21 protein-coding genes and 2 tRNA genes are annotated in these 18,371 nt (G+C 39.5%); 15 read left to right on the plus strand and 8 right to left on the minus strand.

Annotated elements, in window-relative coordinates; genetic code table 11:
• Positions 1-42: 42 nt before the first annotated feature.
• Both TOL2_RS11765 and TOL2_RS11770 read right to left on the minus strand, forming a co-directional pair.
• A complete protein-coding gene (locus TOL2_RS11765) occupies positions 43-1,020 on the minus strand; it encodes a MipA/OmpV family protein (RefSeq protein WP_014957661.1) in 978 nt (325 codons plus the stop codon).
• A 30-nt stretch (positions 1,021-1,050) separates the two neighbouring features.
• Complete coding sequence (locus TOL2_RS11770) at positions 1,051-1,344, minus strand: PepSY domain-containing protein (RefSeq protein WP_014957662.1); 294 nt, start codon at positions 1,342-1,344, stop codon at positions 1,051-1,053.
• A 418-nt stretch (positions 1,345-1,762) separates the two neighbouring features.
• Here TOL2_RS11770 and TOL2_RS11775 point away from each other — a divergent pair.
• A tRNA-Ala gene (locus tag TOL2_RS11775) sits at positions 1,763-1,838 on the plus strand.
• A gap of 30 nt (positions 1,839-1,868) precedes the next feature.
• Here TOL2_RS11775 and TOL2_RS11780 read toward each other — a convergent pair.
• The 6 genes from TOL2_RS11780 to TOL2_RS11805 form a co-directional block, all read right to left on the minus strand.
• On the minus strand, positions 1,869-3,263 hold the full coding sequence (locus tag TOL2_RS11780) for a sigma-54-dependent transcriptional regulator (protein WP_014957663.1): 1,395 nt from the start codon (positions 3,261-3,263) through the stop codon (positions 1,869-1,871).
• Between the two features lie 44 nt (positions 3,264-3,307).
• Positions 3,308-4,621 (minus strand): dihydroorotase, encoded by a 1,314-nt coding sequence (locus tag TOL2_RS11785; RefSeq protein WP_014957664.1) that lies wholly within the window; start codon positions 4,619-4,621, stop codon positions 3,308-3,310.
• The gene (locus tag TOL2_RS11790) at positions 4,605-5,543 is read right to left on the minus strand and encodes an aspartate carbamoyltransferase catalytic subunit (RefSeq protein ID WP_014957665.1); all 939 of its coding nucleotides are present in this window, start codon (positions 5,541-5,543) and stop codon (positions 4,605-4,607) included. Before TOL2_RS11790 ends, TOL2_RS11785 begins: the two co-directional genes overlap by 17 nt.
• Before the next feature lie 8 nt (positions 5,544-5,551).
• The gene (gene lepB, locus TOL2_RS11795; protein ID WP_014957666.1) at positions 5,552-6,175 is read right to left on the minus strand and encodes a signal peptidase I; all 624 of its coding nucleotides are present in this window, start codon (positions 6,173-6,175) and stop codon (positions 5,552-5,554) included.
• A gap of 25 nt (positions 6,176-6,200) precedes the next feature.
• The gene (locus TOL2_RS11800) at positions 6,201-7,364 is read right to left on the minus strand and encodes a homocysteine biosynthesis protein (RefSeq protein WP_014957667.1); all 1,164 of its coding nucleotides are present in this window, start codon (positions 7,362-7,364) and stop codon (positions 6,201-6,203) included.
• A 101-nt stretch (positions 7,365-7,465) separates the two neighbouring features.
• Positions 7,466-8,842: a M23 family metallopeptidase gene (locus TOL2_RS11805; RefSeq protein ID WP_014957668.1), complete on the minus strand. Its 1,377-nt coding sequence runs from the start codon at positions 8,840-8,842 to the stop codon at positions 7,466-7,468.
• Positions 8,843-8,998: 156 nt separating this feature from the next.
• On the opposite strand from TOL2_RS11805, the gene kdsA reads away from it, so the two are divergent.
• The 14 genes from kdsA to TOL2_RS11875 all read left to right on the plus strand — a co-directional run bounded on the left by kdsA (position 8,999) and on the right by TOL2_RS11875 (position 18,219).
• Positions 8,999-9,811: a 3-deoxy-8-phosphooctulonate synthase gene (gene kdsA / locus TOL2_RS11810; RefSeq protein ID WP_014957669.1), complete on the plus strand. Its 813-nt coding sequence runs from the start codon at positions 8,999-9,001 to the stop codon at positions 9,809-9,811.
• 5 nt (positions 9,812-9,816) lie between these two features.
• Positions 9,817-10,332, plus strand: coding sequence for a KdsC family phosphatase (locus TOL2_RS11815; RefSeq protein WP_014957670.1), 516 nt, complete (start codon positions 9,817-9,819; stop codon positions 10,330-10,332).
• Positions 10,329-10,907 carry an LPS export ABC transporter periplasmic protein LptC gene (lptC, locus tag TOL2_RS11820; protein WP_014957671.1) on the plus strand — a complete coding sequence of 193 codons (579 nt, stop codon included), beginning with the start codon at positions 10,329-10,331 and terminating at the stop codon, positions 10,905-10,907. Before TOL2_RS11815 ends, lptC begins: the two co-directional genes overlap by 4 nt.
• On the plus strand, positions 10,867-11,436 hold the full coding sequence (locus tag TOL2_RS11825; protein WP_148278217.1) for an LptA/OstA family protein: 570 nt from the start codon (positions 10,867-10,869) through the stop codon (positions 11,434-11,436). Before lptC ends, TOL2_RS11825 begins: the two co-directional genes overlap by 41 nt.
• The gene (gene lptB / locus TOL2_RS11830; RefSeq protein ID WP_014957673.1) at positions 11,436-12,158 is read left to right on the plus strand and encodes an LPS export ABC transporter ATP-binding protein; all 723 of its coding nucleotides are present in this window, start codon (positions 11,436-11,438) and stop codon (positions 12,156-12,158) included. Before TOL2_RS11825 ends, lptB begins: the two co-directional genes overlap by 1 nt.
• A gap of 2 nt (positions 12,159-12,160) precedes the next feature.
• Positions 12,161-13,603 (plus strand): RNA polymerase factor sigma-54, encoded by a 1,443-nt coding sequence (gene rpoN, locus TOL2_RS11835; RefSeq protein WP_014957674.1) that lies wholly within the window; start codon positions 12,161-12,163, stop codon positions 13,601-13,603.
• Positions 13,604-13,615: 12 nt separating this feature from the next.
• On the plus strand, positions 13,616-14,170 hold the full coding sequence (hpf, locus tag TOL2_RS11840) for a ribosome hibernation-promoting factor, HPF/YfiA family (protein ID WP_014957675.1): 555 nt from the start codon (positions 13,616-13,618) through the stop codon (positions 14,168-14,170).
• 8 nt (positions 14,171-14,178) lie between these two features.
• Positions 14,179-14,637 (plus strand): PTS sugar transporter subunit IIA, encoded by a 459-nt coding sequence (locus tag TOL2_RS11845; protein ID WP_014957676.1) that lies wholly within the window; start codon positions 14,179-14,181, stop codon positions 14,635-14,637.
• 59 nt (positions 14,638-14,696) lie between these two features.
• On the plus strand, positions 14,697-15,575 hold the full coding sequence (rapZ, locus tag TOL2_RS11850) for an RNase adapter RapZ (protein WP_014957677.1): 879 nt from the start codon (positions 14,697-14,699) through the stop codon (positions 15,573-15,575).
• Entirely contained in the window at positions 15,572-15,985 is a 414-nt protein-coding gene (locus tag TOL2_RS11855; RefSeq protein WP_014957678.1) for a PTS sugar transporter subunit IIA, read from the plus strand. The genes rapZ and TOL2_RS11855 overlap by 4 nt, the downstream gene beginning before the upstream one ends.
• Positions 15,986-16,034: 49 nt before the next feature.
• The gene (gene gap / locus TOL2_RS11860) at positions 16,035-17,042 is read left to right on the plus strand and encodes a type I glyceraldehyde-3-phosphate dehydrogenase (RefSeq protein ID WP_014957679.1); all 1,008 of its coding nucleotides are present in this window, start codon (positions 16,035-16,037) and stop codon (positions 17,040-17,042) included.
• A 21-nt stretch (positions 17,043-17,063) separates the two neighbouring features.
• Positions 17,064-17,822, plus strand: coding sequence for a triose-phosphate isomerase (gene tpiA, locus TOL2_RS11865; protein ID WP_014957680.1), 759 nt, complete (start codon positions 17,064-17,066; stop codon positions 17,820-17,822).
• Positions 17,823-17,828: 6 nt separating this feature from the next.
• Positions 17,829-18,116, plus strand: a complete 288-nt coding sequence (secG, locus tag TOL2_RS11870; RefSeq protein ID WP_014957681.1) for a preprotein translocase subunit SecG — start codon at positions 17,829-17,831, stop codon at positions 18,114-18,116.
• Positions 18,117-18,134: 18 nt separating this feature from the next.
• A tRNA-Leu gene (locus TOL2_RS11875) sits at positions 18,135-18,219 on the plus strand.
• Positions 18,220-18,371 lie beyond the last annotated feature (152 nt).

Below are 18,371 nucleotides of genomic sequence, written 5' to 3' on the forward strand. Positions count from 1 at the left end.
TTATATCGTTAACAAAATGGATTGAAACACCGGATTCTCTGCTTAAAAAGCGTACATAATGCCAAAACCCACCTGAGTTGAGTAATCCTCATCCACAATGGGGCTGTCCGTGATATCGCCTCCAAATGTTGAAATGCCGATAAACCCAACAGCAGAAAAGTTCCCAAAGATGAGACGCTCTACCATGAGTTCTGCACCGATTTCATAGCTTGATCCGGGTGAGTAAGCCTTACGGTCAGCCCTGGCTTCCTTTGAAGACACACCGTAAAAATAATCGACTGTGCGCCCACTCATCCAGATCAGGCTCACGTTTGGCCGGAATTCAAAGCCTGCCGCACTCCATTGGTATTCCAGAGCCAGTTCTATTTCCTGGCCATCATGTTCTCCGCTGACATCCTGTAAAACTTCCAGGCTGATCTCCCACCCGGCAAACTGTTTTTCAAATCCAAGACCCGTATAAAACAGTGTGTCCAGTTCCTCCATACCTTTTAAATAGGTGCTGTCATCAGGGTCATACCCCTCATCAAACAGGACTGAGCCCCTTAATGCCACACTGAACAGCTTTGTATCAAATAATTCATATGAGACATCAATAGCGTCCGTTGTCATTATTTCGAACGGTCCGTTTTCATATCTTAAAAACACTGCCGGCTGAATTTCATCATCAGCGCCTTTGTAAATTTCTTTTTCCGCAAAGACAGCCAGGCCAATTGATAATTCTCCTCCTATCCAGGGTAGTCCGTCGTCTTCTCTTTTTGCTTTCAGTATCCTCCCGTCATTGGAGACATATACTTCATACGGGTTGCCGTTCTCATCAACCAGTTCAACTTCAGTCACGGTCTGTCCCTGGTAAGATTCTTTACTGATGTCAGTTATTATAGCATTGGGAAAGGCCTGATCAATCGCCTCACTCACGGCCGGGGGCAGCTCCTGGACCCCGGCGTTCCATGCCACGCCCAGAATAAGATATAAACTCAAGAACAATGCTGTACCTAAATGGTTTGATCCAAATTTTTTCATTTCGATTATTTCCTTTTTTTTTAATGTGAATTATTTAAACCAGAGGAACCCCTCATCTTCTTTTTCGATCTTGAGCACTTTGCCGTCTTTTGAAAGATAGACCTCATAAGGCGTCCCATCCTTGGCCACTAGTTCAACTTCCGTTATTGCCTGGCCCTGATATCTTTCTTCTTCTGTCTTCGTGATTTTGGCGCCGGGAAACACCTGCTCTATCTTGTCCTGAAGGTGTCCCGGCAAATCAACAGATGCCAGTGTTGCCACCGGCATCATGCATAAAAAGCAAAAAAGTGTTACATTGAACAATTTCAACCTGGGATGTTTCATAATGCTTAGCTCCTTTGTTTTATTGTAAGTGAACCATATGCCAGTCACTTTTATCCGGTTTCCAGCCCTTTTAGATGTACCGCACTTCAACTGGAAACCCGGCTTTAAAATCCAGCACACCGTTTCGGGAAAAATGATAGTATCAGAACCGTTGTCAAAAAGATGTGAAGAAGATGTCAAAAAGAAGTGAAAATTTTACACACCCAAATTCAGCATACCTGGTTTCTCCCTGTGTCAGGATAGATGTCGCCTCAATTAATTAAAACTGAAAATGTGGCAGAATTTGAGTTCAAGGAAGCCGATCAAGGACTTATGAAATCAGCATAAAGGCTGAACTTTTTCATTTGCTTGTAATAATTTTTATTTTTTTTGTTGACACAAAAGGTTCAATCTATTATTAAAGTACTGCTTTTGATGTGGGGCTGTAGCTCAGCTGGGAGAGCGTACGGCTGGCAGCCGTAAGGTCAGGGGTTCGATCCCCCTCAGCTCCACCAACTATCAATAAACTTAGATAGTTACAATTGCTATTCGTCTTCTATTTTGTCAAGACGGTAACGCATGGATCTTAAACTGAGGTTTAAATACTCGGCACCCTTGCTTTTGTTACCACCGGCAAGTTCCATGGCTTTTTTAAGATAAGACTTCTCAATGGTTGACAGGATCTTATCCAGATCCACACCCTGCTCAACATCATCCAGATCAAACCTTTGACCTTTGATCCCTTCAACCCATCTGCGTTTTTTGTGCATGGAGATGGTCAGGCTTTCGGGCAGGATGATATTGGTGGAAGAAAGGGCAACGCTTCGTTCGATAAGATTTTCAAGCTCCCTGACATTACCGGGAAAGCTGTAGCTATTCAAAAAATCAATGGCATAGGAAGACAGCTTGACAATATCCTTTTTCATTTTTTTGGAATATTTTCCAGCAAAATGCTTGGCTAAAAGCGCAACATCCCCTTTTCTGTCCCTTAACGGCGGAACTTTAATGGGAATAACATTCAGCCTAAAAAAAAGATCTTCCCTGAAATTTCCGTCAATAACCTCCTGCTCAAGTTTTTTGTTGGTAGCAGATATAATCCTGACATCCACATCAATGTCTTTTGTTCCCCCAACAGGCTTAAAAGAGGTTTCCTGTACCGCGCGCAACAGCTTGACCTGTAAGATGGGAGACAATTCACCAATCTCATCTAAAAAAATAGTTCCAAGATTTGCTGCCTCAAAAAGCCCCTGTTTGTCATTTACGGCTCCTGTAAAAGAGCCTTTAACATGACCAAAAAATTCACTCTCTATCAACGTATCCGGGATACCACCGCAATTGACAACTACAAAAGGATTATTTTTCCGATCGGAATTTTCATGAATCGCCCTTGCAATCAATTCTTTTCCTGTTCCGCTTTCCCCGGTGATCAACACATTGGTTTTTGTCGAGCTAATTTGTTCGATTCTTTTATAAATTGCCATCATTCCGGGACTTTTCCCGATAATCCGGTCAAAATGCATATTATCCCGAAGCTCTGATGACGTCCTATCTTTTTCCTGGTCAATGGTTTTTAATTCAAGGGCTTTTTGGATAGTATGCTTCAATTCCGTGTTATCAAATGGTTTGGGGACAAAATCATAAGCCCCTTCATTCATAGCCTCAACAGCAATTTCCGTGGTTGAGTAAGCTGATATCATGATAACAACCGTATCCGGATTTTTCTTTTTTGCCTCTTTTAAAACGTCCAGGCCGACCATGTCTCCGAGACGAATATCAGACAGGACAAGATCATAACCATTTTTTTGAATCATCTTGATGGCTTGTTTACCGCTTCCGGCATCCGACACTTTATATCCTTCTTTGGATAATAAAACATCAAGAAACTCTCGCATGCTTATTTCATCATCAACCACAAGTATATGATGTGTCTTTTTATTCATGATTAATGATCCTGCTGTTCAATCAAATTGTTCAATACAATCGTTTAATCCCTTTGATACACAACCCTGCCATTGACCATGGTTAAAAATGCACTGCCCTTGACCTTAAGTCCGGAAAAAGGGGTATTTCGGCTTTTGGATTTAAATGTTTCAGGATCAATTTCATAGGCATGATCAGGATCTATAATGGTCAAATCTGCAAGATTTCCAGGCTTGATGTCATTATTAAGACCAATAATTTTTGCCGGGGTCTTTGCCATTTTATTGACAAGCGCCTCAAGTGTTAAAACTCCGTTATTAACCAGTTTTAATGACAAAGACAATGAGGTTTCCAATCCGACAATACCAAAAGCTGCCATGTCAAATTCCACATCTTTTTCCATCACGCTGTGAGGGGCATGATCTGATGCGATCACATCAATTGTCCCATCTGACAGCCCCTGGATAACGGCCTGCCTGTCTTCTTCTGAGCGCAAGGGTGGATTCATTTTAAAATTAGTATTATAATCTTTCACATCCTCATCTGTCAGCGTAAAATAATGGGGTGCTGTCTCACAAGTAACCCTTGCCCCTCGTTTTTTTGCCTGCCTGATGGCTTCCACCGACTCTCTGGTGCTGATATGGCAGAAATGAACCCATGCGCCTGTAAGTTCACAAAGCGCTATATCTCTTACAACCATAATCGTCTCTGCTGCGTTGGGAATTCCTTTTATGCCCCAGGCTGTGGCAAACGGGCCTTCATTCATCGAGCCGCCGTCTACAATGCTTAAATCTTCCGCATGGACAAAAACCGGCATGTCCAAACCCTTGCAATATTCCAGAGCCCGCCTCATCAGATTGGAATTTTCCACTGGTTTTCCATCATCAGTGACCGCAACAATACCAGCCTTTTTCATATCATATATTTCAGCAAGGGTGTTTCCCATTGAACCCTGAGTTATAGCCCCGGTGGGATATACTTTTGAAAGCCCCAATTCATTTGCACGATGGATAATAAATTGTGTCACTTGTCTGTTATCGTTAACAGGGATTGTATTGGGCATGGAACACACTGCTGCAAAACCTCCCCTGGCAGCAGCAGCAAGACCTGTCTCAATGTTTTCCTTATATTCTTGCCCCGGCTCTCTCAAATGGACATGAATATCAATTAATCCGGGAACCACGATCATTCCTGTAGCATCTATTACGTTAATACCAGATTCGGTTTTATTTTCATCCAAATCTGCAATCTGATCAATAGTCGGGTCAACAATAGGATCAATAATAGCTTCAATAAGATTATTTTTAATGAGAATATCTTTTTTCTCATCTATCTTTCCCGGATCAAGAACCCGTGCCCCTTTAATCAGAATCTGCATGCCTGTTACCTCCTGCTACCAGATAAAATAATGCCATCCTCAAAGCAACCCCATTGGTGACCTGCTCTAAAATAACAGAACACTGACCATCTGCAACATCACTTGATATTTCAACACCCCTGTTCATGGGTCCTGGATGCATGACAATGACATCTTTTTTTGCCAGAGCCAGTCGGGTCTTATTCAGCCCGAAAAGCGCTGCATATTCCCTTTCCGTAGGGAAAAGTATGTTTCCCTGTCTTTCTTTTTGAATCCGGAGCATCATAACCACATCAGCCCCCTCAACACAGGTTTCGATATTAGGTGATACTGTGCATCCTAATTTTTCTATTCCCATGGGAATCATGGTTTCAGGCGCACAGATGGAAACCGTTGCGCCCATTTTTGAAAAACCGATAATATCTGATCTTGCCACTCTTGAGTGGGCAATATCCCCTATAATAGAAATCTTTAACCCTTCTATTTTTCCTTTTTTTTCCCGGACACTCATCATATCCAACAGCGCTTGGGAGGGGTGTGCATGGATTCCATCTCCTGCATTAATCACAGAAGCATTGACATATTTTGAAATCAAATGAGGCGCTCCGGATGATGGATGACGCAGGACAATAACGTCCGGTTTCATGGCTTCCAGGTTTTTAGCTGTATCAATTAAGGTTTCGCCTTTAACGATACTCGATGAACTCTTTGAAATGGAAATACTGTCTGCGGAAAGCCTTTTGGCTGCCGTGTCAAAGGAAAGTTTTGTTCTTGTCGAAGGTTCCTGAAAAAAAAGGACAATGGTTTTTCCTCTTAATGTGGGTACTTTTTTAACAGGCCGTTCTGAAATTTCTTTCATGCCTCGGGCTGTATCAAGGATCAATGAAATTTCGGAAGGTTCAAGAGATTCGATATCCAGAACATCCTTTTTTGTAAACTGCATATTGCTCCCTATATTAATAAATCACCAATTCTATTCCATCTGACTCCGAATTTATTCTTATTCCATGACCAGTAAATGATAAATGCTTCTCCCCGGACTGCCTTTAGATCAACAAAACCCCAAAATCTGCTGTCATGACTATTGTCACGGTTATCACCCATGACAAACAAATTATTTTCAGGGACAGCGGTTTTTTTTAAATTATCTCTTTTGCTGACAATTCCAGGATATATGATGCTGGTTTTATAAACAGCATAAGGCTCATTTTCAATTAGCCTGTCATTTACATAAAGTTTTTTATTAACAATTTCCACGGTATCCCCGCCTGTGGCAACCACCCTTTTAATAAAATCCTTGGATGGATCTTCAGGATACTTGAATACAACGATATCACCTTTTTGAGGATCTTTAACCGGGATCAGTGTTTTTCCGTCCGTAAACGGAATTTTTACTCCATAAATAAATTTATTGACCAGGATATGGTCTCCGATTTGAAGCGTTTCAAGCATGGAACCCGATGGGATCTTAAATGCTTGAACAATAAACGTTCTGATAAACATGGCAATAACTATTGCTATAATGATTGCCTCTATATTTTCCCGCAAAGAACTCTTAGGTTTCTTTTCCGCCATTTTTTATCCTTAAATTATTTAACCTCTAATAAAACATATGTTGTGGTTGACCTAAAAAGAACTTTGCTTTCTGGATGGATTTTTTTAAAATATCAGCTATTTTTCGTGCCTTTATCATTGAAGATAATGGAACTGTTGGGATTTTCCTTCCTTTGATCATAATCGAACCGCTTTTCAGTTCTGCATAGCTTACCTGGCCATAGGATTTTGAAATGCCTTCTGGATAATCATATCCATAATCAACAACCTGAGTAAAAATATCTTCATCGCAAACCGAAGTATATTTAAGGATCTCTTCATTTAGAATAGGGATCGGAATTCCAAAGCCAACGGACAAAGAAACGCCGTAGCCTCGAATACTCTGGCCGACAAGCCACTCGGGAGACATCTGCTTTAAATCCCCCATTACGGCAAGGGTCCCAGCAGGTGTCACAGGCACGCCGTTCAATCCTCTTTCAACCTTATTCTTATGCTGGGTGCCGGTCCATGTTACATACCCTTGTGCGCCTCCCAGAAAAATCCGGGTTCCCACACCAATTGTTTTCAAATAAGGATCATTTAAAAGCGGACTGAGTTCACCTGATGTTGAATAATTGGCATTGCCCATGTCCGATTTTAAGGTTCCCATATAAGTATATTTAATTTTATCGGATTTATTGATTGCGCAATTATAATTTTGATAGGCATTTCGAGGATTACACAACATGGCATTTGGCAACTCTTCCAATGTGACCAGCTTTTCTATTTTTCGATTGGGGTAACAGTCCGTGCCATAACTTTCCGCACGTATATGAACTTGTTTTCCGGCAACCAGATCCTGGATCACATGTCCGCCGCCATAATTAAACTCACCTGGATGACGTTTGTTTAACGGGTCATCCTCACAGGTCTGGGTAGCACCCAGATAACAGTCTACAGCTGCTAAGCCTGAATATGCCTGCACATTGTTAATCCAGGTTTTTGTTGTCCTGACAAGGGGTTTGGACTGGCCGATATTGATAAACGCCCCGGAAGAACACATGGGTGCAAATGTTCCGGTGGTTACCACGTCAATTTTTTTTGCCGCTTCAACAATGCCTTCTTTTTTAGCAATATCGATAATTTCTTCTGCAGTCACAACCACAGCTTCGCCGGCCGCAATTTTTTTATTTATCTGTTCAATTGTTTTATTAACTTTGTAATCACTCATAATAAACCTTATCGTATCGGGTACAGATTTAGAATCTGTGCCCACGTTTCTTGATCAGGTGCAGATTTAAAATCTGCACCCACATTACTGTCCCCTCGTTGCTAATCAATCTGCTTCACAAAATCAATTTTTGATGTAATATTATTTTTAATCCATGAATCATCCCACCATTCAACGGGATTTACAAAAACATTATGTACAATCATTGAAAAATGAAGATGATCGCCGCCGGCAAGGCCCGTCAAACCAGTGGAACCAATATCATCACCTTTTTTAACCATATCCCCTTCGTTTACTGACATATGGTTTAAATGAGCATAAAGACTGCAAAGCCCGAATCCATGATCAATCATAACGGTATTGCCGAATATGCCGATAAATTTTGTCAGAATCACCTTACCCGAATTGGCAGCTTTCACTTGCGCATTGGACGTTGAAGCCAGATCAACCCCTAAATGAACCGCCCTGTCAATTTCGTTGCCCTTATATTTATAAGTTCGTCGATCAGCGAATCCAGCTCTCCTTGCAGATCCATTAAGTCTTGAAAACATTCCGTCCCAGTATTTTTCATTTTGCGTTACTTGAGGAATCTTTAATATGGTTTCAACATTATTTTTTCTGACCTCACCATTGATATATAAAAATTTTTTAAGCAAGGAAGGTTCTTGTTCTTGAAAAAAACCATTTTTGTCATCCACATCAAAATCATAAACTTTTTGTTCCAGAAAACGATCGGAAATATTCAAAACGTCTGTTTTAAAATTTTTATCCCTTATATAATGATAAAATCCTCTTTTTGTAATGTTGCCTGCCATATCTTCTGCAATGACGGAAAGCTGAGTGCCAGTACCCTGCATGTGGCTTAAAGCAAAAAAAGCAGCATAGATCTGTTTATCTTCGAACAAACCGGCATGACCCGGGAAAAAATTATCCCCCACTTTAACACCGCTTTTTAAATTTTCTTCAAACACTCTGTAAATAACAAGACCGGAACCGCCACGTTCAACATTGTGACGTTTCGTTAAGACCCTCACTTTGGGAGGTTTTGAATCAATAACGACCTTTTTTTCGACATAAAAAACATTACCCTTGTTCCAGCCTCGCCATGAATAGTCAGAAACCATTATCCGGATAACTGCTTCACCATCTGTCATACCATATTTCCAGAACAAAACAGGTATGGTAAAAGTCTCTTGCGTCTTCTTCACTTCAGGAAACAACCCTAAAAAAGTTGAAGAAGCATATTGCTTGTCCAGCAAAACCTTTTCTTTACCCTGCTGCATTATGGATACCATAATCTTGCGCAGACCTGTTTGACGATCTGTAATGTTCAGTGACATTTCATAGGATTTTTTCAAGTATATAGACGGTATTGTAATATCGACAATTGGTTTTTTGCTTTCAAATTTATGAACAAGCACCCAGACAATGGGAATAAAAACAACAAAAAACAGAACAAAAAAGACAAATCTTTTCATCAATAATACCTATCTTTTCAGGAGGTTAGTGTGTGAATAAATAAATTTACAGTAAAATAGCAGCTATGGTCGAACTTATCAAGCAATTTTCCATTCTTGACTTTTTTGACCTCAAAATATAATTTGGCTCCAAAACCTTTTATTCAGGACACAATTATGGACAATTTTTTTTTCAATTTAGTCGATAGACCAGACCCGGGATTTTTTCTCATTGCCGGTCCTTGTGTGATAGAAAGCCATGAAATCACTTACCGTATTGCAAAACATTTAAAAAAAATCACGGAACAACTTGATATTCCCTTTATTTTCAAGGCATCCTTTGACAAAGCAAACCGTACTTCCGTTCACTCTTTCAGGGGCCCTGGCTTTAATGAAGGATTAACCATTCTTGAAAAAATCAAAAAAGATCTGGATATTATGGTTATTTCAGATATTCATTTGCCTGACCAGGCTCAAAAAGCGGCAAAGGTTCTGGATATTATCCAAATACCGGCATTTTTGTGCAGACAGACTGATTTAATCATGGCAGCCTGCAATACAGGCAAACCGGTCAACATAAAAAAAGGACAGTTTTTATCTCCTCTTGACTGTAATAATATTATCAACAAGGCAAAAGAATCCAAAAATACCCATATTTGTATTACAGAAAGAGGCTCCTCATTCGGTTATAATAATCTTGTTGTGGACTTTAGATCCATACCGATTATCAAAAATTTAGGCGTACCGGTTGTCTTTGATGCGACACATAGTGTTCAACTTCCCGGAGGTGCCACAGATTCTTCTGCCGGAGAAAGGCAATTTGTCCCTACTTTATCAAAGGCAGCCATAGCAGCAGGCGCAAACGGATTGTTTATTGAAACCCATCCGGAACCCGACAAAGCCCTGTGCGACGGACCCAATTCCATGCCGTTAAACGATATGAAAAATCTTTTATCCACCCTTGTGGCAATCAAACAAGCAGTGGGATAATACATATGAAAACCAAGCTTGCCAATATTGATCTTTTGCTGCTGGATGTGGACGGGGTATTAACAGACGGAAGCATAACCTATTCAGACTCGGGAGAACAGATAAAAAGTTTTCATTCACGAGACGGCCTAGGGCTGCGACTGCTTATGGATGCAGGAATTGGCGTCGGCATCATCACCGGCCGCAAATCAAAGGCCTTGGAATACCGGTGTGAAAATCTTGGGATAACCTTGTTGTTTGACGGTATCAAGGATAAATCAAAAGCCCTTGACAGCATCACTGCCCTAACAGGAACAGCACTTGAAAAAATAGCGTTTGTCGGAGACGATCTGATTGATCTTCCCGTCATGAAAAGAGTGGGACTTTCTTTTTGTGTCCCCGAAGCACCAGAAGAGGTAAAAAAGCATTCAGATATTATTACAATCCAAAAAGGAGGCCGGGGAGCTGTCAGAGAAATTTGTGACAACATCTTGAAAGCAAAGGGATTATGGGACATCATCCTTAATCAATACCTGTTATGATATACGTTTCAAAACACAAACTGACCTATCCTTTGATAGGCCTGTTGATTTTAATGATTGTCATCATCAGCGGCTTTTTTTATTTTGACAAACTGCTTTCCACCCCACCGCAAATTAACGATATTAAAATAGACTCCAAAGCCGCTTTGAAACTGAACTTTTTAAAGCAGATTTCAAAGAAAAACGGGATAAAGGAGTGGGAGCTGAAAGCTGGCTCTGCAACTCTCCTAAAAAATGAAAACAAGGCTGTTCTAACTGACGTTTCAGTCTTTTTTTTCACAAAAGACAATAAAAAAGTTCACCTGACATCTCAAGAAGGCATCCTCCAGACAAAGACGCATGACATGACATTTTCCGATAATGCGGTTGTAACCTATGAAACTTCTGTCCTGAGAACTGATAAGTTGCATTATAACAAAAAAGAACATATAATCTATTCCAACACTCACGTGAGGCTTGAAAAGGAAAATTCCTTTATTGAAGCAGATTCAATGAAAACGGAACTCAATAATAATATGATAATTTTAAATGGGCATGTTAAAGGAAATTTCAGTGAAAAATTTGTTATTCAATAAATCAACATGCCTTTTTTTTGTGCCTTTTTTTATTTTTTGCTTTACAGGGCTATTGCAAATAAAAATTGCCCACTCCCAAACGCAAAATACTTTCAAAGAAGCTCCTATTCGCGTTGAATCCGATAAAATGATTGCACAAAAAGACACCTCAATGATTGAATTTATCGGTAACGTCAAAGTCACAAGAGCGGATTTTATTGTTTTTGCTGATTCCATTCAAATTTACTTTATGAATGACAATAAAAACAAGGATGCTCAAAACAATATCAAAGAAATCATTTCGACCGGAAACGTCAAATACATTGCCGGAGAACGAAAGGCATTTGCTGACAAAGCTGTCTATACAACCAAAGAAGGGATATTGGTTCTAACCGGCAAATCTCCTAAATTAATAACAGGCTCAAGTTTTGTTACCGGAACAAAGATTACTCTTTTCAGAAATCAAGATAAAGTACTCGTGGAAAGTGACGGTAAAAAAAGAGTTGAAGCGCTTTTTAATCCTGAAGATAATATCACTGAAAAACAATAATGACACAACTTGCATTAAAAAATCTTGTAAAAATCTATAACGGCAAAAAAGTTGTGGATCATGTCAGCCTTAAAGTGAAACAAGGCGAAGTAACAGGTCTTTTAGGGCCAAACGGAGCGGGCAAAACAACTACATTTTACATGTCGGTTGGATTGGTCAAACCCGATCAGGGTGAAGTTTTGATTGATAATGATGATATTACGCAATATCCAATGTATATAAGAGCAAGAAAGGGAATCGGATATCTTCCTCAGGAATCAAGCATTTTTAAAAAGCTGACGGTAAAACAAAATATTGCTGCCATACTTGAAGTGTTGCCCCAAAACGGCATTGATATTGAACAAAAAACCATGGGCCTGATGAAAGAGCTTGGCATTATAAATCTTGCCGGGCAAAAAGCCGGTTCCCTTTCAGGAGGAGAAAGACGGCGGCTTGAAATTTCAAGAGTCCTTGCCACAAACCCATTGTTTATACTTCTGGATGAACCTTTTGCAGGGATTGATCCTTTGGCGGTCATTGATATCCAGCAAATAATTTATCAGTTGACTAAAAAAGGAATCGGCGTTTTAATATCGGATCATAATGTAAGAGAGACCTTGGGAGTTTGTGACAATGCATATATTATGAACCGGGGCAAGGTTATTGAATCGGGGAATCCTGATAAAATCATTTCAAGCAAATTAGCTAAAAAAATCTATTTGGGAGAAAATTTTAAACTATAATTATGGAACTTGGATTACAACAAAGTTTAATCTTAACTCAGCAACTGGTCATGACGCCTCAACTTCAGCAGGCTATCAAGTTGCTCCAGCTGTCGCGCCTTGAGCTTGCCGAGATGATTCAACAGGAAATGGAACAAAACCCTGCTCTTGAAGAGGCCGGTACAGAAGAGCCATCTGACAATAATATTACTGCCCTGGAAAATGAAATCCCCTCCTCTGAAAAAGAGGCCCCTTTAAAAGAAGTCACCATTGAAGAAAAAGTAAGGTCTGACACAGACTGGGAAAATTATATTAATGAATATAATTCTACAGGAAGAGTCTATACGGAATCGGAAAATACAGAGGCTCCGAATTATGAAGCTTTTACTTCTGAAAAAAAGACACTGCAAGCCCATCTTCAGTGGCAGTTAATGCTCCATGGACTCAGTGAAGAAAAAGAAAAAATCGGTCATATGATTATCGGGAACCTGAACAGGGACGGCTATCTTTGCAGTGATATTGAAGAAATTGCCGAGACTTCCGGTGTTGAAATAGAAGTTGTTGAAGATCTGCTTTCAGTACTTCAGACCTTTGATCCGCCCGGTATTTGTGCCAGAAACCTTCGTGAGACCTTGCTGATTCAAGTTCATCAACTGGGTATTGATAATCCCATCATAACTGAAATCATAAACAACCACCTGAAAAATCTTGAAAACAGAAACAGCAAAAAAATTGCCAAAGCATTGAAGATATCCCTTGATGATGTCAGGGCAGCCGTAAAAATCATTCAATATCTTGAACCTAAACCCGGTCGAAAATTTTCCACTGAAGAACCTGCATATATCACGCCTGATATCTATGTCTATAAGCATGAGGATGGTTTTAAAATTGTAATGAATGATGATGGGCTTCCCAAGCTTAAAATCAACAGATTTTATAAAAATGCCATTGCCAACGGCCATAAAATATCAAAAGATACAAAAAATTACCTCAATGAAAAAATGCAGTCTGCATCTTGGCTGATAAAAAGCATACATCAGCGTCAAAAAACAATATACCTTGTAATGGAAAGCATTCTAAAATTTCAAAATGAATTTTTTGAAAAAGGGATTGCATATTTAAAACCACTGATTCTAAAAGATATAGCAGAAGATATTGAGATGCATGAATCAACAATCAGTCGGGTGACAACCAATAAATATGCCTATACCCCCCAGGGACTTTTTGAGTTAAAATACTTTTTTAACTCTTCAATCGAGCGAACCGGCGGAGAATCCATGGCATCTGCAAGTGTAAAAGAAAGAATAAGACTTCTTATAGAAAACGAAAACCCTGAAAGTACTTTAAGTGATGAAAAAATAGCCAGCATTCTTCAAAGCTCAAATATCCAGATTGCCAGAAGAACGGTCGCTAAATACAGGAAAGTACTGAACATACTTCCTTCTAATAAACGCAAACAGCTTTAAGGAGGTTTTTTTATGCAAACAACCGTTACCTTTAAAAAAATTGACACATCTGTTGCCTTAAAATCTTATGTTCAAAAAAAACTTGATAAATTTGATAAAATGCTGGACAGCCCGGCTGAAGCACATGTTGTGCTGTCTGTTGAAAAAATCAGACATATAGCTGAAATCACACTTACTTGCGACAAATTAAAAATTCATGCCAAAGAAGATTCCGAAAGTATGTATTCCTCTATTGATGCACTGATGGATAAAATAAAACCCCAAATTAAAAAACACAAAGAAAAAGTCAAACAGCATCTGTCAAGAAATAAACAGAGCATTAAAAATGAATCTGCTCAATTGAATTTATCTGCAGAATCATTTGACAACCCTATGACAGACCAGATGGTAGACACGATAATTATTGAAACAGTTGATACTAAACCCATGGATATTGAGGACGCAGTGATTGAATTAGATTCCGGAAAGCAATCTTTTTTTGTTTTCAACAATGCCAGGACAGAGCAACTCAATGTTCTATACAAACACAATAACGGTAAGCTGGGATTAATCCAGCCCATAGGATAATTCATTAAATGAGAATCAGCCGGCTTCTTAATAAAAACTCTATTATTGCAAACCTTAATGCCAGTGACAAAAAAGGGGCTATTGATGAACTTGCCTCAGCAGTTTCACAAACAACAGATGCATCAGCCAAAGATATTGCCACTGTTCTCATGGAAAGAGAGCAGTTAGGCAGCACTGGTATTGGTGGCGGCATTGCAATTCCCCATGGAAAACTTGATTCGGTCGGATCAATTATTGTCGGTTTCGGACTCAGTCCAAAAGGGATTGAATATGAATCCCTTGACAATAAACCCGTCCATATTTTTTTCCTGTTATTGACAACACAAAACTCTACCGGTGATCATCTTAAAGTATTGGCCCAGATTTCCAAACTTTTAAAAATGGATCATTTTAAACAAAGACTGCTAACCGCAGAATCCGTTGATGAGATTTACAATATCATTATGGAGCAGGATGAAGACTTTTAACCTTTGGGTCACACATAATTTAAAGGTAACAAGCAACCTGAAGGTCATAATCAAGTAAAATGCAAAAGTTTTATATCATAACCGGCCTTTCCGGGTCCGGAAAAACAACGGCTGTTCAAGCATTTGAAGATGCTTCGTTTTATTGTGTCGACAATATGCCCATAGAACTTTTGCCTAAATTTCTGGACCTGCCGTTAAAAGAGAGTCCTGAAATCAAGGGACTGGCGTTTGTGATGGATATGAGAAGTAAAAATTTCATATCAAATTATGCACAAGGCATTGCCTCAATTGAGGATCATTTGAGTATGACACCCCGGATCATATTCCTTGAAGCCGCTGAGAACAAACTGTTACAAAGATTCAGCCAAACCAGGCGGCAACATCCCCTGACAAATGAAAAAAGTCTTTTGGACAATATTCAACTGGAAAAAAGAATGATGGCACCCATCAAAAAAACGGCACATCATATTATTGATACGACCCATTTGAATGTTCATCAGCTGAAATCTCAAATCCTTGACCTTATTCATGATGGGGACAAATCCATCAGTCTGACAAAAATAAATATTATTTCATTTGGATTTAAATATGGGATTCCCAATGATGCCGATCTTGTTATGGACATGAGGTTTTTGGCCAATCCCTATTTTATAAAGGAACTTAAAAGCCAGGATGGAGAGTCCGAAGCGGTTAAACATTTTGTATTATCACAAAATGAAACCCGGATTTTTCTTGAAAAATATTTAAACCTGCTTGATTACTTAATTCCTTTATACAAGATGGAAAACAAGGCATATCTCACGATTGCCGTTGGATGTACAGGCGGCAGACATAGAAGCGTGGCCATTGCAAGAAGTATTTATGAACATTTAATTAAAAAAAGACTTAATCCCGGTCTGATCCACAGAGACATTGACCGGGACATAAAGGAAACATGACAGGCATACTTTTAGTCACCCATGCAAATTTAGGAAGTTCACTTGTTGAAACTGTTGAATTTATTTTAGGAAGCAAACAGGACAACCTGTTTTCCGTTTCCATTAATATCCTTGAAGATCCGGATAGCTTAAGAAAAAAAATTAAAAAAGGAATTTCAAAAGTCATAACAGACAATGGCGTTATTATTTTTACGGATATGTTTGGAGGAACGCCTTCAAACTTAAGTTATGCTTTCCTGGAAGAAGGACGGGTGGAAGTCATTTCCGGTGTCAATCTTCCTATTCTCTTAAAAGCAGTCAAATCAAGATCCAAGATGGATATGGAAAAATTAACCTCATCCCTTATAGAACATGGGAAAAAAAGCATATCCCTTGCCAGCGAGATTTTAAAGGGAACAAAAAGGGCATAATTTTTTTCTTATCCATATTTTTAGCAGGTATTTTAAAGGAGAACGAAAAATGACTATCAAATTAGGAATTAATGGATTTGGCAGAATCGGCAGGATGGTCTTTCGTGCAGCGTTAAATAATCCAGATGTGGAGGTGACGGCTGTCAATGATCTTACAGACACAAAAACCACAGCCCATCTGCTTGAATATGACTCTGTTCATGGTGCCTTGAAAACCAAGGTTTATGCAAACAAAGATTCAATTATTGTTGACAATAAAACAACCAAAGTTACGTCCTTTAAAGATCCTGGACAAATTCCATGGAAAGATACAAATGTGGATATTGTCTGCGAATGCACAGGGTTTTTCCGAGATCGTGACGGTGCTTCCAAACATTTTGTAGGAGGAGCTAAAAAAGTTATCATTTCTGCGCCTGCAAGCAATCCTGACATTACAATCGTGATGGGCGTTAACCATGACATGTATGATCCTGCATCCCATAACATCATTTCAAATGCGTCATGTACAACCAATTGCCTTGCTCCGGTTGCAAAGGTTTTGCTTGAAAACTTTGGTATTATCTCAGGCATGATGACAACCATTCATTCGTACACAGGTGATCAGCGTATTCTTGATTTTCCACATAAAGATTTAAGACGGGCAAGGGCTGCCGGCCTTTCAATGATTCCAACAACTACCGGGGCTGCAAAAGCCGTATCATTAGTTCTTCCGGAACTTGACGGCAAGCTCAATGGTTTGTCTGTACGTGTACCAACCCCCAATGTTTCCATGGTGGATTTTGTTGTAATTACTGAAAAAACAGGCCTTGGAAAAGAAGATATAAACCTGGCTTTGGAAAGAGCATCCAAAGAACATCTTAAAGGCATATTGGGGTATTGCAATATCCCCCTGGTTTCAATTGATTTTAATTCAAATCCACTTTCATCAATTGTTGATGCCGGTTGTACGGATGTCATTAACGGCAACATGGTAAAAACTTATTCATGGTATGATAATGAGGCTGGTTACTCCAACAGAATGATTGACCTGGCCGTAATGGTGGGAAAATCCTTATAACTGATCCGGAGGCACAAAATAATGAGTAGAACCCCTTTCATAGCCGGCAACTGGAAAATGTATAAAACCGGTCCGGAAGCTGTAGAAACAGCCAGGATACTTACACAACTTTGTTCGAATGTTCAAGAAATTGATGTCATGATTGCACCAACCTTTCTTTCGCTGCCCCTGGTTGCAGCATCCCTTGAAGGCAGTAAGGTAAAAATCGGGGCACAAAACCTTTATTTTGAAAAACAAGGCGCTTTCACCGGTGAAGTCAGTGCAGATATGATAAAAGCTGCCGGTGCGGAATATGTCATAATCGGGCATTCCGAAAGACGGCAGTATTTCGGTGAAACCAATGCCTTGGTATGCAAGAAAATTAAAGCTGCCATTGAAGTCGGCCTGAAGCCGATTTTATGTATTGGAGAATCGGAAAATCAAAGAAATAAAGAAAAAACATTTTTGACACTTGACAAACAGGTGTCAGATGGGTTAAAAGGCTTTGGTCTTGATGAGCTAAAAGATTTAGTTGTTGCTTATGAACCTGTATGGGCTATTGGCACTGGAAAGACAGCCACAGTCGATCAGGTTAAAAAAGTTCACCAGTACCTACGTTCTTTGCTTGAAAAATTATTTTCAAAGGACTTTGCTGATCAAACACGTATAGTGTATGGTGGTTCAGTCAAACCGGAGAATGTAAAAGAGTTAATGGGTATTGAGGATGTAGACGGAGCTCTTGTTGGTGGAGCAAGCCTTGATGCAAACATATTTATTAACATTATAAATTATGACATTTAATAAATTATGACAACTTTAGTAGTTACATTACATGTTAGCGTTTGCATCCTGTTGATTCTGATTGTATTGCTTCAAAGCGGAAAAGGTGCGGAAATGGGAGTTTCTCTTGGCGGCGGAGCCGGCCAGACACTTTTTGGCGCGGGAGGGCCTGCAACCATCCTGACTAAGATCACAACAGCCGTTGCCATTATCTTTATGGTAACATCCCTGACATTGGCTTATTTATCAGGCCATCAGTCAGAGACATCGGTGATGAAGGGAAATACAGTACCTGTTGAACAGACGACCGAATAAAATATTAGGATAAAAAATGCCGAAGTGGTGGAATTGGTAGACACGCACGCTTGAGGGGCGTGTGGGGCGACCCGTGGGAGTTCAAATCTCCCCTTCGGCACCACAAAATATAAAAAGCCGCGAACAATAGTTGTTCGCGGCTTTTTTTTTAAAATTTTATCTAAAATCAGTTATCAAACTTCAGGTGTTACATGTCAAAAAATTATAGAAGAAATTGTCTTAAGTGTGAATTCTTCTATGTCACATGGAATCCGC

The organism is Desulfobacula toluolica Tol2, assembly GCF_000307105.1.
Classification (GTDB): domain Bacteria; phylum Desulfobacterota; class Desulfobacteria; order Desulfobacterales; family Desulfobacteraceae; genus Desulfobacula; species Desulfobacula toluolica.

Bases quoted from the DNA above. Each gene is read 5' to 3' on its own strand.
- TOL2_RS11765 (WP_014957661.1), bottom strand. From the start codon at position 1,020: ATGAAAAAATTTGGATCAAACCATTTAGGTACAGCATTGTTCTTGAGT.
- TOL2_RS11855 (WP_014957678.1), top strand. From the start codon at position 15,572: ATGACAGGCATACTTTTAGTCACCCATGCAAATTTAGGAAGTTCACTT.
- gap (WP_014957679.1), top strand. From the start codon at position 16,035: ATGACTATCAAATTAGGAATTAATGGATTTGGCAGAATCGGCAGGATG.
- TOL2_RS11770 (WP_014957662.1), bottom strand. From the start codon at position 1,344: ATGAAACATCCCAGGTTGAAATTGTTCAATGTAACACTTTTTTGCTTT.
- TOL2_RS11825 (WP_148278217.1), top strand. From the start codon at position 10,867: ATGTTAAAGGAAATTTCAGTGAAAAATTTGTTATTCAATAAATCAACA.
- TOL2_RS11785 (WP_014957664.1), bottom strand. From the start codon at position 4,621: ATGCAGATTCTGATTAAAGGGGCACGGGTTCTTGATCCGGGAAAGATA.
- TOL2_RS11845 (WP_014957676.1), top strand. From the start codon at position 14,179: ATGAGAATCAGCCGGCTTCTTAATAAAAACTCTATTATTGCAAACCTT.
- TOL2_RS11815 (WP_014957670.1), top strand. From the start codon at position 9,817: ATGAAAACCAAGCTTGCCAATATTGATCTTTTGCTGCTGGATGTGGAC.
- TOL2_RS11780 (WP_014957663.1), bottom strand. From the start codon at position 3,263: ATGAATAAAAAGACACATCATATACTTGTGGTTGATGATGAAATAAGC.
- secG (WP_014957681.1), top strand. From the start codon at position 17,829: ATGACAACTTTAGTAGTTACATTACATGTTAGCGTTTGCATCCTGTTG.
- rapZ (WP_014957677.1), top strand. From the start codon at position 14,697: ATGCAAAAGTTTTATATCATAACCGGCCTTTCCGGGTCCGGAAAAACA.
- tpiA (WP_014957680.1), top strand. From the start codon at position 17,064: ATGAGTAGAACCCCTTTCATAGCCGGCAACTGGAAAATGTATAAAACC.
- TOL2_RS11800 (WP_014957667.1), bottom strand. From the start codon at position 7,364: ATGAGTGATTACAAAGTTAATAAAACAATTGAACAGATAAATAAAAAA.
- lepB (WP_014957666.1), bottom strand. From the start codon at position 6,175: ATGGCGGAAAAGAAACCTAAGAGTTCTTTGCGGGAAAATATAGAGGCA.
- lptB (WP_014957673.1), top strand. From the start codon at position 11,436: ATGACACAACTTGCATTAAAAAATCTTGTAAAAATCTATAACGGCAAA.
- TOL2_RS11805 (WP_014957668.1), bottom strand. From the start codon at position 8,842: ATGAAAAGATTTGTCTTTTTTGTTCTGTTTTTTGTTGTTTTTATTCCC.
- rpoN (WP_014957674.1), top strand. From the start codon at position 12,161: ATGGAACTTGGATTACAACAAAGTTTAATCTTAACTCAGCAACTGGTC.
- kdsA (WP_014957669.1), top strand. From the start codon at position 8,999: ATGGACAATTTTTTTTTCAATTTAGTCGATAGACCAGACCCGGGATTT.
- lptC (WP_014957671.1), top strand. From the start codon at position 10,329: ATGATATACGTTTCAAAACACAAACTGACCTATCCTTTGATAGGCCTG.
- hpf (WP_014957675.1), top strand. From the start codon at position 13,616: ATGCAAACAACCGTTACCTTTAAAAAAATTGACACATCTGTTGCCTTA.
- TOL2_RS11790 (WP_014957665.1), bottom strand. From the start codon at position 5,543: ATGCAGTTTACAAAAAAGGATGTTCTGGATATCGAATCTCTTGAACCT.